The sequence below is a fragment of the Paenibacillus pabuli genome (assembly GCF_039831995.1).
Lineage (GTDB): Bacteria > Bacillota > Bacilli > Paenibacillales > Paenibacillaceae > Paenibacillus > Paenibacillus pabuli_C.
Genome location: NZ_JBDOIO010000004.1, coordinates 404,325 through 417,287, shown reverse-complemented (window position 1 = coordinate 417,287; position 12,963 = coordinate 404,325). Strand labels below are relative to the sequence as shown.

The following is a 12,963-nucleotide window of genomic DNA, read 5'->3' as shown; positions in this document are numbered from 1 at the left end:
TCTCTTTTCCGGCTTGGAGGCAACTTTCCCTCGCGAGCAGCCTTATAATCACGACTGATTCAAACATATGTTTTAAACCATCGTTTTAAACTTTTGTTTTAATCATGGTTTTATTTTAATGAAAATACCTTTACTGTCAAGCTATTTTATTATGTAAAATTCAGTATAAAAGAACACCAAAAAAGGGAACAGGCTTATTTCCTGCTCCTTCGATTTGGTTCGTTTTCCAAATTGGGAATCGCTTAACTAGTCCGCCAGCTTAATCATCTGGTGCTCGGAGAGCACACCCAGCGTCTGCCCACAAGCGCTTCTGCAATACACCCGCACCGCCAGATGATAAGGCCTGCTCTTGTTGCTGACAATTCGCAGTTCCCACAAGGAGGATGAAACGTCAAGGTCATGAATAATGTGGTTATGGCTGCTGCCGGTCGACTCTGCTCCAATATGAAAGATATGCCGATACAGTTCTCCACTGGTTGGGCTGATCCCCCCGACATATACATCTGCCCCATCATCCCCTACGAATGCAACCTCCACATCTACGTACTTAACTGGAACAGCCGTTTGAAGCATGCCCTCATGAACTTCCATTACATATGCGCCCACACTTGTGCCTCCTTCTGCTTTGTACGACCTATAAATAGTTTATGCTGCCCTACATCCTATGCCAGTTGTATTCACCCATTTTTGACAGATGTACCGCCTTGCCCGGCCTTTGGCACAGATTATTTCATAGAATACAAGGATAGCAGAACCGCCTGTGCAGGCCGTGATAAGGAGGTACTTATGAAAGTTCTGCTCGTGACCTACTGGGAGCTTACACATATGGGAGGTATCTGGACCTATGTAAAACAGCTCGCTGACAGGTTGATGGCACTTGGCGTCGAAGTCGATATTATGGGAACAAACGGCGCGAAAAATGAGGTTTACATCCGTAACCTGAATCGGACCTTTTCCAAGGATAACGTTTGGCCCATGCTGCAAGCCAAGCTCAATCCAACCGCTCTGCCGCAATTCACAGCCGACTCTCTTTTGGCGTACTACGAACTGAACCGATATGCATTTGAAATGGCTGCTGCCTATCTGGGTGTAGATCAGTACGATATCATTCACGCACAGGATCCCGTTGCAGCGGTGGCGATGAAACGGATTCTGAAGAATAACACCCCCCTGGTTACCAGCTATCACGGTGCACTTGCACGAGAAGCCTTTTATGATGAGCAGAATTCCAATCCGCAGCTCACTCTTCCAGCGTATTTGCAGTCCAGACGCGGACGCTATTTCCTCTCATTGGAGCAGCGCAGCGCCGCACAGTCCGAGCTGATTCTGGTCTCCAGCCGCTGGATCAAGAGTACACTGACATCACTGCAGGTTCCTGAAGAGAAGTTCCGCCTTATTCCTTATGCAGTCGACCTTCCTGCCTACCGTGCCCAGGCCGCGGTCAAGTTCCGTCAGCGCCCACCGTCAGGCAAAAAAGTCATTGCTTTCACAGGCAGACTGGAGTTTATCAAAGGCGTTCATGTGCTGATCAGGGCTTTGGCCAGTCTGAAGCAAGCGCGCTCCGATTGGGTCTGCTGGATTGCGGGAGAAGGAAATTTAATGGAAGACCTGCGTTCCCAAGCCAATGATCTTGGCATCGGAGGAGACATCGTATTTTGGGGCAAATTGGACAACATCCCTTCGTTCCTGCGCCGCGCCGATATTTATGTTCAGCCCAGCCTGCAGGATACGCAGCCCTTCTCGGTTACGGAGGCCCAGCTTGCCGGACTTCCTGTCATCGTAAGCGGCACGGCAGGCATGCCAGAGATGGTTGAGCCTGCTCATACCGGTTGGGTCGTTCCGCCGCAGGATGTGGACTCCCTGAGTGCACTATTGAACGCCCTTTTGCAGGATGATGCCACCCGTCAGCGGGTTGGTGAACAGGCTAAGGCTTGGGCAGAGAAATACCGCTCCCTGGAAGAAATGGGCATGCGTACGCTACAGGTATATCAAGAAGCGATCCAAAAAGGAGGGCATCCGCTATGACCCTGCTCGTACCGAGTGATTTATATAATGGCTGGTTTTCCGTCCCTGTCTCTACGCCGCACATTGAAGTGAACTACGAGATCATGAATGCCTTGGTAGAAAGGCTTCCCAAGGAGTACACTTTGCCTGACCCGGAAGCCATGGCTATTATGTCTTCTAATGATTGATGATATCGGGGATGCTGACCCTCTTGGTACAAGAGGGTTATTTCCGTTGAAGAACAATCTGAATAATGCAAAAAGAGAGCATCCCCACTGGCCCCACAACTGGGGAGATCCAGATGAAATGCTCTCTCTTTTACGTGCTTTTTCACCCTTAAATCGTCGAATCCCCTCCATAATTACTGCCAATAACCGCCGATCTGCAGCAGGTTGAGCAGAATCGGCCGATGTTTGGCCTGAACCAATTCCATCTCGGCTTTTAATGCTTCAAAGTGTTTTTTGGTTCCCATCGAATCATGAACCCGGTAACACATCAAGGGCTCGTTGAAATAGAACAGCTCGTAGACCGGAAATAATCTCAGCCACATCTCATAGTCATGCGTATAGCGGAACTCCGTGTCAAACATGCCGAACTTCCGAAATGCATCCATCTCCAGCATCACGGTGCAGCCGTTAATAGGACAGCCTTCGAGCAGCACCTGCAGCATCTCCAGACGGCTGCCTACCTCTGGCTGTACCGTATCCATCCATTCACTGTTTGCATTGACATAGTGGTAGGCTCCGTGACAAAAAGAGGCTTTTACCTTAAGCATAAATTTTAATTGCTTCTCCACACGGTCCAGCAGCATTACGTCATCCGAGCTGAGCCAGACGAAATAGTCTCCCGACGCCCGTTCAATACCTGCATTCAGGGCTGTTGCGGTCCCACCATTCTTTTTCCGAACATACGTAATGCGATCCATAATTGGTTCCAGCTTCTCCACATGCTGCGTAGATCCGTCATCCACCACAATAACTTCGATATGAGGATATGTCTGGTTCAGAGCACTGTGAACAGCCTGCTCAATATAAGCACAGTTGTAAAACGGGATGACAATTGAAACTTTGGGTTCCATCCGGGCCTCCCCTTTCCTCGCCTGTCTCTGTAAAACATCTACCCTTATCATATGATGGAGCTGTCTTCAGTTCGCGGGCATCTGTGATAGAAAGATCAAGAATTACGCTTGAGCGGATACATAGAAAAGAGGGTATTATGGCACCTCACTCCCATAACCCCTCAATCTCTTACAGACGATTTAGCCACCCATGGCTGCAATTCGCTGAAGCAAAGGTTCACGATATCTGGACCAGACCATGGCGGCCTCCTTGCCAATCGTCTCCGCATGACGTACCGATCCCATCCCCCCGTGCCAACGATATGCCGTAAGGGGTTCATTCAGGTATGGAAAACGATATCCATTCAGCAGGATTCGCAGCCAGAGATCCAGATCATGTGTATAAGGCAGCAGCTCATTGAAGAGACCTACCGCACCGAACAGATCCTTGCGGATCATGACGGTGCAACCATTCACCGGATTGCCGTCCACGAAGCGGCGCAGCCAGTCAATATCGGCCATCGGTTCTGCTCCGCCATGCAGCTTGGTAACCGCGGAATGTTCATTAATATAATGAAAGTTGGTATGGGAGGCCAGCACATTTTCCCGTTGCATGAACTCTACCTGATAACGTATTTTATCCGGATAGAGAACATCATCTGAGCTAAGCCAGACCACATAATCACCCGAAGCATGACGAATGCCGTGATTGAGAGCCGAGGCTGTGCCGCCGTTGCTTTTGCCAAGAATATAGATATGGGGCAGGTAGGGCTGGAGAAGCTCCGCATGTCTTGTGGAGCCATCGTCCACCACAATGATCTCTACGTTGGTATACGTCTGGTTTATCGCGCTTTGGATCGCCTGCGGCACGTAAGGGCAGTTGTAGAATGGAATGACAACCGACACTTTTGGACTCATTTAGCCTCTCCCCCTTGCTGCCTTCGAACATCGCTCAGAATATCCTGAAGGGATTGGGCAAACGGAATCAGAGGCTGCCATCCCAGTTTGCACAGCAAGGATAACTCCTCCTCCTTGCCGGCCCCATCCGGTCCTGAAGAGGCTCCGTCCCAGCGGACAGGCACTTCTGCCTCCGTCATGGAAAGCAATGTATCCGCGATTTCGCCCAGACTGCGCTCCGTCCCGGAAACCACCGGATAGACGGTCCCCGTAGTTCCATGCACAAGAAGTGTGGCATAGGCTCTGACCGCATCCCGTACATCCAGGAAATCCCGTGTATTATCCCGTCCGGATAGACGGAAAGCTTCACGCTTGCCCTCCTGCTCACAGGCAACCACATGCCGCGCAAGCAGTGAACAGATCCCTGTAGAGGGGCCAGCACCGATCAAATTCCCGGGCTCAGCTAGCATGATCTGCTGCCCAAACAGGGACATCCATGACAAAGACACCATTTCTTCCAGCGCTTTGCTGAGACTGTAAGGATGAGGAGGCTCCGGTTTTCGGCCTGGTTCGACCGTATATTTCAACCGGGATCCCACGATGACCGTCCGTGCTGATGGACAGCTTCGAAGAGCATCCAGTAAATACAGGACGGCCATTACATTCGTTTCCAGTACAAGCAGCGGGTCCGACCAGGAGTCGGGCACCGAATTTTTCCCCGCGAGATGCAGCGCGTAATCCGGCTGAACCTCATCAATCAGTTGACGCACTTGCTGTTTATCGTTAAGGTCACAGACGTGTACAGCTACGCCTTCGCCAAATGCATGCACGCCTGCTCGCCGCACCACGGCGGCAACCTTGGCACCGACACTCTTGAAATAGGCCACAGCATGCCGTCCGGTAAAACCGGAGGCACCCGTAATCAGCACGTTTTTGCCCGTTAGTTCTGCTCCATCCATAATGCCAGCTCCTTCAGCATCGTAGAATAATCCGGAAGGTCTGTCTTCACATCCTCGCGTGTGGATACGAGGGTACGATCCTGCACAAGGCTGTCATCAGGCACAATATTCACATCTTGCTTGTTCCAGGTCTGCTGGAAAAGAAGCAGCAGATCGTGCTTGCTAACAGGTGCAGGATGCGCCAGATGAATCAGGCCACTGACGGGTGACGCCAGATAATGATCCACCCATTTTGCCAGCTCCAGTGTAGTTACACCATTCCAGAATACACGCGTATATCCGCCTACTTCACCCGTGCGGGACATAAACCAATGCATCAGGCCAATGCCGCCCTGGCGGATCTCAGGTCCAATTATGGAGGTGCGGATCGTCAGGTGTCCTGGATCATGAACCTCACCCAGTGCTTTGGTAATCGCGTATGCTGATGTCCCATCCGTGACATCATTCTCCGTATATGAGCCACGGTCTCCGCTGAAGACACAGTCCGTGCTGATATGAATCAAACGGGCACCAATGGTATCAGCCACCCTCCGCAAACGATGCGGAAGGAAGCCGTTAATGTGATAAGCGGTAATTTTATCTTCATCTGCGAAGCTGTTCAGCACACCTACAGCGTTAACGATAACATCCGGGTGCACAGCCTCCACCAGACGATCCACCATATAGCTGTCATTCACATCCAGCAGCAGACCGTTCGGGTCGGACACGTCCCGGGTGGTGTAGAAGACACTGTGCACACCTTGACGGCGGAAATAGTCGACCATAACATGGCCCGCCATTCCGTTCCCCCCAAGTATCAGGAGCTTCATGACAGGAATCCTCCGCGTTTCAGAATGTCGCGAATCTCCTCTTTCGTCATCAACTGATGTTCCGAACTAAAGCTGCTGAAGGAAACAGGAGGGCAGTGCGTGTAATGTTCACGCAGTCCCGGTATGCCAAGTGTTGGGAGAATGACTAGGTACTGTTCGTCGTAAACGACGGTTGTCATGCTTTCGAATTCACTCATCAGAATTTCATGAATTTTCTCACCAGGCCGGGTACCGCGCTCCACGATAGCCACGTTCTCCACGCCGGAATCTTCAATCAGCACTTCCGCAAGATCCACAATTTTGCACGTAGGCATCGTCATGACGAAAATCTCACCGCCTACACTCTCGACGGAGGCCTTGAACAGCAGCGTGATGGCATCCTTCAGTGTGAGGAAGAAACGGGTCATGTTCATGTCCGTGATGGACACTTGACCTTTCTGGCGAATCTGATTCTTGAAGAGATGCACAACGCTGCCGTTAGTGCCAAGCACATTGCCGCCACGTACAGTCACAAATCGAGTATTGCTGTGCAGCAGATTCGCATATACGATTAATTTCTCACCGATCGCCTTGGTCATGCCATAGAAGTTGGATGGGTTGGCCGCCTTGTCAGTCGAGATATAAATGACTTTTTCAACATGGTTCTCGATGGCAGCCTCAATTACGTTCTGGGTACCAATTACATTGGTTTTGAGCGCTTCATAAGGCTGATCTTCACATACCGGGACATGTTTGAGCGCCGCCAGATGGAATACATAGTCCACTTGCTGGCAAGCAGCCGTTAATGCTTCCTTGTCACGAATATCCCCAATTCGGAAGTGAAGACGGGGATCCTCGAACTCGCGGCTCATCGCCACCTGGCTTGATTCATTACGGGAGTAAACGATAATTTCCTTAGGCTGCTGGGGCAGCAGTTGGGCCACGAGTTCATACCCCCATGATCCAGTACCGCCTGTCACGAGTATACGTTTATTTTCAAACATGTATTTTCCCTCCAAGCAGAAATTTGACCACTTTACCGGATACATCTGTTGCTTTGTAACCCTGCGGGCACTCCCAGTCACTTGCCATCTCCGTCATGACCTTCACACATCCCGCAATGCGGGCTGCATCCAGACCGGAGACTACGTTGCTGCCGCAGTCCACCGTCTCCGGACGTTCGGTTGTCCGCCGCATGGTCACTGTGGGCACACCCATGATGCAGCATTCTTCCTGAACGGTACCGCTGTCCGTCAGTGCACAGCGCGCATGGCGTTCCAGCATGACGAAGTCAAAAAATCCGAACGGCTCGTGAAATTCCACGAGCGGATTCATCACCAGCTGCAAATGTTCTGCAATTCGGATGGCCGTTCGGGGATGGATGCTGCAGATCACGCGCAGGCCGTGTTCTTCCGCAACCTGGTTCAGACCTTTCATAATCTCCAGCAGATGAGGCGGATGATCTACATTTTCTGCCCGGTGGGCGGTTACCAAAAAGTACTGCCCCGACTTCAGCTTTAGCTTTTTCAGTATTTTGCTGGCGTTCACCTGTGCGTCATAATGACGCATGACTTCATAAATCGGATTGCCCGTGAGCACAATTCGCCGGCTGGGCACACCTTCATTAACCAAGTGCTTCTTGCTCTGTTCGGTATAAGGCATATTAATGGTCGATATGGCATCGATGACCTTTCGATTTTTCTCTTCAGGCACATCCAGATCGAAGCAGCGATTGCCTGCCTCCATGTGAACGACCGGAATCCCCATGCGTTCAGCCAGCACGGCACAGAGTGCGCTGTTGGTATCACCGAGCAGCAGCACTTTATCCGGCCTTTCCTGAAGCAAGAGATCTTCCATTTGAGAGAACATGGAGGATAGCTGGCGGCCCAGCGAGGCCGCTTCGTCCTGAAGGACGTAGTCTGGCGCACGCAGGCCCATTTCCTTGAAAAACTGACCGCTGAGACTTTCCGTGAAGTTCTGTCCTGTGTGCACAAGAATATGCTTGGACGCGTACTGGTCCAGCTTGGAAATGATCAGGCTGAGTCGAATAATCTCCGGTCTCGTGCCCAGCACCGTCATGATCTTCATCGTTATCCCGCCTTCATCGTGTATTGGAACCTTTCCGACGCGCCCGGCGCCTTGACCTGGCAGTCGTACGCTTGCGAGCCGTTGGTTTTGCCCTGTACAGATGCTTTCTCTTTTGCCGAGTTACCTTCCGGTTTCGCTTTTTTGCTCCCGTTTTCCGTTTGTTAATCTTGCTCGCCGGACGCTTCTCAACCACTTCAGCGGAAACAGGATGACCTACGGCAATCGGAGGAAGTGGAGAGAGTGGTAATGCCTGGATAACCGACAGCGGGAACAGAAGTGCTCTAACTGCCCCGGGATCCAGAGCAAGTACTGTACGCAATCCGCCTTCTCCCCAGGTGTACACCGGGCCATTCGGCGCCTGAATGTAAGGGAACCAGCCGGGGTACTGCAGCAACCACTGTGTCACCATCGTATGCATGCCGGCTCTGTAGGTTTCAATTCCATATAATCGTTCCGCTTCTGCCCGGCCCCGCCAGGCGGTATCGGACGCCAGCTCCGAGTCGTCCAGCAGGGTCGTCGCCAAGACGGCAAGCGCATTGCTGTCTCCCGGAGGAGCAAGAAATTGGCCGCTGCCTACCCCTTCCAGCAGCTCCGACAAACCACCCTGGGCAAAAGCGATAACCGGTTTGGCAAAATAAACGCCCTCCAGCGCAGTCATGCCAAAGCCTTCCTTGACCATGCTCGGAATAACCACCATATCCATCGCCGTATAGGCAAGGGAAACATTCTCTTCAAATGTCGTAAAGGTAAATCTGCGGGCATATCCTGACTTCTTCACCCGTGCGACGCATTCGTCATAGTACTTTTTGTCTGCTGGCGCACCAATGATCCAGTACCTGGCTTTCGAGTGGGTTTCACAGAGCTGCAGGGCCATGTCAATAAAAGGTCTCAGCCCTTTGGCATCATATATAAATGAAGAGATATAGCCGATACAGACATGCGAGTTCCTGAAGCCGAGCTCCTTGCGCTTGCGCTCACGCAAGTGAAGCCAGCGGTCCGGTGCAGGCAGCGCCGGGTCCCAGGTTGGGGGAAGGACCGACAGCTTCCCGCTCATGCCCGCATGTTTGAACGGAGCTGCAGCCGTCTCGGATATACCGATAATCCAGTCCGAGTACCGGTCTATCATCTGTACAGCCTCGTCTGTATGATCATTGATCTGAATAATCTCCGTAATCTTCCAGATCACCGGGATCTGCAGAGACTTTGCTGCAACAGCAGGCATCACATTCACACAGGTATTGGTCAACACCAGCGCAGGAGAAGTTTCCCTGATGAGGGAAACCACGTCCTGGTAAGCAGGTGTGTGGCGAAGCTGTTCTGCATCATTTGCTATGCCCTGGTAGGGTGTGTACACACCGTGAAGCATCGGCAGAGAGCATATTTTGACCTGAATGCCGAATCTCCGCGCAAGCCCGGCCAGCTTACCTTCCTGGGGAGCAACAAGCACGCAGTCGAAGATAGAGCCCATTTCCCTCATAAAATGGAGCAGAAGTTTCTCCGCCCCCGTAATACTCCGGGTATTGCATACATGGGAAAATAACATGAGTTTCGGTTTAGTCGCCATGGCTGCACGGACCACTGCATGAACTTGCATGCAGGTCTGTGCACACCTCCTCCCGACCGGAAATTAAGGGAATATGATTGTCAGCATTTCATTAATTCTTCTGCCATACGTGTGTTCCTTGAGCGTCCGTTCCAATCCGCGAAGCGCGATTTCACGGCGCTCTTTCTCGTGAGTAAGATAGTATTCAACCTTGTCGAGCAGCTCTTGGGGCGAAGAATACGTTTCAATCTCCACGCCCGGCTTATAGAATCGCGCCAGGTCATCACGCGCATCCGTCAGCTGCAGTGTAGCGGAAGCCGAGATTTCAAATGTTCTTGGATTCGGCGAAGCTGGTGGTATTTTGAGATGGTTGTTATTGACGGAATCATCTTCGTGGGAACGGTGAAGGTTGATGACAATTTTGGTCCCGTTATATACATCATTGGTTTCCTGTGGACTCATCCAGCGTCCATGCTCAATCTTCTCGCCATAGGCTTCATAGCCAGGCAGACGGTCCCACCAGATGCCATTAAACACGGTATTGTGCGACATGATCTGTGCCATGATTGGATTGAAGAAGTAGACCCGGTTCCAGTAGGCAGATCCGATAAAACTGACGTCCCGGTGCAGAGGGGATGGCGTTGTGATCGGGAAGTAATGATTGGTGAATGCAGCAAATGGCAAGTAATGTACAGATGCACAGCCGCTCTGACGGTACAGTTCTACGCAGTTCAATTCCAGTGTGAAAATATGATCGAAATGATGCACACGCTCCATCGTCATATCCGTGTAGTACGGATCATCCGTCAGCCAGATTGCTGTTGGAATGCCTGCCTGGCGAATCGCATCAATATGCTCAAGTGGAATATCCATGCCATCCAGTACTAGAACCAAATCGGGGCGATTTTGCAGCGCAATCTCGGAAACCGGCTGCCGCGGATCGGTCAGCGTCACCTGAGCAACCATGCCTTGCAGGGTGGCCATAATCGCCTCATCCAGCGGAGAATAGGGAAATCCTTTACCTGATGAGACGTACAGGATGTGGATCTGCCGGAAAGGCAGCGGCTCCTGTGCGCAATTGACAATATAGTTGGCACGCCCGCGCAGGTATCCTTCTTCCTTACCTGCATCATAACCGGCATGCTGCCCGTTTTTGCGGGCCTGCTCAGCCAGGCTGAGCACAGGCGTATGAAAATTCCTCTTTTTACGGTGTTTGATAGACATACCGCCACTCCTTCTGTTTGGGATAACGTTCGCCGTATTGCGGGTTTGCTGTTCTACACATGCTCCAGCAGCTGGGCGATTCGCCGGGCAAACGTATGCTGGTTCAGCGTGGTCAACAGCCCCCGCCAAGCCATTGCCTGCCGTTCTTGCTCATGCTTCAGGTAATATTTGATTTTGCTCTCCAGTTCGGCTGCTGTTGTAAACGTCTCAATGTCGTAACCCGGCTGGTAAAAGCGGGGCAGGTCACCACGCGCATCCGTAATCTGCATCGTGCCGCAGGCACTGATCTCATACGTTCTTGGATTAATGGATCGCCCTTCCAGATGATGCGTATTGCGATTGTCCTCGCCATTCTCGCAAGTCCGGTGAACATTAATGACAATCTTGGCGCCGTTGTAATAATTAACAGTTGAGCTTGGATCGATCCATCCCTCATGGATAAAAGGGCCGAGTAGATCCGACCGTGTCAGCCGGTGCCACTGGCCGCCGGCAATAAATACTTTTTTGTTCGCCAGAAAAGGGGCCAGCTCGTCGAACAAGGCGATCCGGTTCCAGAAGCCTGTGCCGATAAAACAAATATCATATTGGTGCTGAGGCTCGATGCGACGAGGCTGGAACATGCCGGGATTAACCGCGAGTGGCATATAAATGACTCTGCTCGCTCCGTTCCCTCCATAAAACGGAACCGCCGCTTCTTCATGCGTGAACACCAGATCGTAATGCCTGCAGATATTCGCCGTATCTTCGGTAAAATACGGATCATCCACAAACCACACCGCTGTCCGAATACCGAGGGCCCGTATCCCGTCTACCTGCTCCAGGTGATCCGCAGGAAACACGTGCAATCCGTTCATGACCAACACGACATCCGGCCTGTGCTGACTTGCATCCTGCAGCATGGTTGCCGGCGATCCGACAACACATTCACGCACAGATTGCTGCAGTGCTAAGATGACACCTTCATCAATGGCATCAAACCCTTGCGGAATGTACAGTACTTTTATGTCCCGCATGGTCGGCTCAAACATCTGCACTCGCTCCATCATGGCCTGACAGCCGCCAAATCTGCGGCCTTCAGCATATCCGCTGCGGTAAGCTATCTTCGCTTCCGGGAGCGGTCGATGTCGTTTTTTTGCCACATCCTTCACCCTGTCTTCCTTTCAGGAGATTCCATTTTAGTCTCTCCCCGAGATTGGTCTTCCCTCTAAAGGATATGCCCCGGGGTCAGATGCATCATGGACGGGTGTCCTGCAAGGCGCAAAATTGGCGTCTGCCCTCCACATCGGCCTGTACGGGCATGTCCGCTTCTGCGGCCATGCAAATCACCCGGAGGGAAATATCCCCCCGGGTGATCATATGTGCTGGACCTGCAGCGATCCGTTTGCCGCTAACCCGGTCTATTCGGTTATTGTGCTTTGTACGCCAGCTGATGTCCGTCCTCGAAACCCTTGGCGAAACCCGCGTTGAATCCCTCGTTGTACGCCTCGTTGTACCCTTGACTGTATGCAGTGTCCGGGTTCGGATCGGTAGGGGTAGCCGGGACGACTGGATGTACGGGCTTCGGACTCCGGTGCCGCCGTACCGAGCGTTTCTTTTTTTTGAGCCACGCACTACGTCCTTTAAGCGTGCGTTTATGCAGTACACGTTTGCCTTTTATGGCACGCAGCTTGCGGATTTTGCGCAGACGGGCACCCCGAGCAAGCAAAGCTCTTTTCGTTCTAAGCTTCAACTTCTTCTTTCTCAACATATCAACATTCCTCCTGTAAGTCCCGAACGATACGTACCGCATATTCGGGGTCTTTGAGCCACGGCAAGCCAGGCTCCCCTTGCTGGATTCGAGCCAGCCTGATCCCCGTAACCATACGAGACATTTCTTCCTGATACCTGCTCAGCAGACGAATGTTCTCGGCCAGATTGCGGGCAGATACTTCTGAATGAGCGGTTACACTGGCTACACTGTCCAGGATGCGAGCCAGGGCATGCTGGCTGTGTGCAATGGATTCAATGAGAGCCAGTTTAACTTCCTGCTCACGCTGCAGCAGACTCATTTTCCCAAATCTCCAAGATCCATGCCGCCAAACATGCCTCCGTCCATACCGCCTTCTTCAGCACTGTTATCAACCATGACAGCTTTCAAGTTGTTGCAGAGCCCTGTTTCCATCCGGGTTAACCCTTCCAGCATTTCGACCAGTTGATCATGCATTTTCAGTGGTTCTGCCACCTGATCACCGTGGGTTAGAAATGTTTCACCGTTCAGGTGATTCAGCGCCCAATTCCGAACTTTCTCGGCTTCAATCGCCTTGGCCTCCAAGATCAGTGCAATGTTCCATTGCATCTTGGCTGCAGCATCCAGCATCAGTATAAGACTTTGTTCTCTGCTCATGTCCTCTCACCCGCCTTCCG

15 protein-coding genes are annotated in these 12,963 nt (G+C 51.8%); 2 read left to right on the top strand and 13 right to left on the bottom strand.

From position 1 onward, the window contains the following. Positions 1-246 precede the first annotated feature (246 nt). On the bottom strand, positions 247-606 hold the full coding sequence (locus ABGV42_RS21480) for a hypothetical protein (RefSeq protein ID WP_347383606.1): 360 nt from the start codon (positions 604-606) through the stop codon (positions 247-249). A gap of 180 nt (positions 607-786) precedes the next feature. Between ABGV42_RS21480 and ABGV42_RS21475 the strand changes: the two genes are divergently transcribed. Both ABGV42_RS21475 and ABGV42_RS21470 read left to right on the top strand, forming a co-directional pair. After that, positions 787-2,025, top strand: a complete 1,239-nt coding sequence (locus ABGV42_RS21475; protein ID WP_347383605.1) for a glycosyltransferase family 4 protein — start codon at positions 787-789, stop codon at positions 2,023-2,025. Continuing rightward, positions 2,022-2,192, top strand: a complete 171-nt coding sequence (locus tag ABGV42_RS21470; RefSeq protein ID WP_347383604.1) for a hypothetical protein — start codon at positions 2,022-2,024, stop codon at positions 2,190-2,192. Before ABGV42_RS21475 ends, ABGV42_RS21470 begins: the two co-directional genes overlap by 4 nt. 173 nt (positions 2,193-2,365) lie before the next feature. Here the strand turns inward: ABGV42_RS21470 and ABGV42_RS21465 are convergent, their stop codons facing one another. The 12 genes from ABGV42_RS21465 to ABGV42_RS21410 all read right to left on the bottom strand — a co-directional run bounded on the left by ABGV42_RS21465 (position 2,366) and on the right by ABGV42_RS21410 (position 12,943). Then, entirely contained in the window at positions 2,366-3,082 is a 717-nt protein-coding gene (locus ABGV42_RS21465; protein ID WP_347383603.1) for a glycosyltransferase, read from the bottom strand. Between the two features lie 180 nt (positions 3,083-3,262). Then, entirely contained in the window at positions 3,263-3,979 is a 717-nt protein-coding gene (locus ABGV42_RS21460) for a glycosyltransferase (protein WP_347383602.1), read from the bottom strand. Next, positions 3,976-4,917, bottom strand: coding sequence for an NAD-dependent epimerase/dehydratase family protein (locus ABGV42_RS21455; protein WP_347383601.1), 942 nt, complete (start codon positions 4,915-4,917; stop codon positions 3,976-3,978). Before ABGV42_RS21455 ends, ABGV42_RS21460 begins: the two co-directional genes overlap by 4 nt. Further along, a complete protein-coding gene (locus tag ABGV42_RS21450; RefSeq protein WP_347383600.1) occupies positions 4,899-5,726 on the bottom strand; it encodes a dTDP-4-dehydrorhamnose reductase family protein in 828 nt (275 codons plus the stop codon). Before ABGV42_RS21450 ends, ABGV42_RS21455 begins: the two co-directional genes overlap by 19 nt. Further along, complete coding sequence (locus ABGV42_RS21445) at positions 5,723-6,709, bottom strand: polysaccharide biosynthesis protein (protein WP_347383599.1); 987 nt, start codon at positions 6,707-6,709, stop codon at positions 5,723-5,725. Before ABGV42_RS21445 ends, ABGV42_RS21450 begins: the two co-directional genes overlap by 4 nt. Continuing rightward, positions 6,702-7,793, bottom strand: coding sequence for a non-hydrolyzing UDP-N-acetylglucosamine 2-epimerase (gene wecB, locus ABGV42_RS21440; RefSeq protein WP_347383598.1), 1,092 nt, complete (start codon positions 7,791-7,793; stop codon positions 6,702-6,704). Before wecB ends, ABGV42_RS21445 begins: the two co-directional genes overlap by 8 nt. A 13-nt stretch (positions 7,794-7,806) precedes the next feature. Further along, positions 7,807-9,387, bottom strand: a complete 1,581-nt coding sequence (locus ABGV42_RS21435; protein ID WP_347383597.1) for a glycosyltransferase family 4 protein — start codon at positions 9,385-9,387, stop codon at positions 7,807-7,809. Between the two features lie 33 nt (positions 9,388-9,420). Next, positions 9,421-10,560, bottom strand: coding sequence for a CgeB family protein (locus ABGV42_RS21430; protein ID WP_347383596.1), 1,140 nt, complete (start codon positions 10,558-10,560; stop codon positions 9,421-9,423). A gap of 53 nt (positions 10,561-10,613) precedes the next feature. Continuing rightward, on the bottom strand, positions 10,614-11,708 hold the full coding sequence (locus ABGV42_RS21425) for a CgeB family protein (protein ID WP_347383595.1): 1,095 nt from the start codon (positions 11,706-11,708) through the stop codon (positions 10,614-10,616). Positions 11,709-11,965: 257 nt separating this feature from the next. Then, entirely contained in the window at positions 11,966-12,307 is a 342-nt protein-coding gene (locus tag ABGV42_RS21420; RefSeq protein ID WP_347383594.1) for a hypothetical protein, read from the bottom strand. A gap of 1 nt (position 12,308) precedes the next feature. Next, positions 12,309-12,608 (bottom strand): hypothetical protein, encoded by a 300-nt coding sequence (locus tag ABGV42_RS21415; RefSeq protein WP_347383593.1) that lies wholly within the window; start codon positions 12,606-12,608, stop codon positions 12,309-12,311. Continuing rightward, positions 12,605-12,943, bottom strand: coding sequence for a restriction endonuclease subunit S (locus tag ABGV42_RS21410; protein WP_347383592.1), 339 nt, complete (start codon positions 12,941-12,943; stop codon positions 12,605-12,607). Before ABGV42_RS21410 ends, ABGV42_RS21415 begins: the two co-directional genes overlap by 4 nt. Positions 12,944-12,963: the final 20 nt, after the last annotated feature.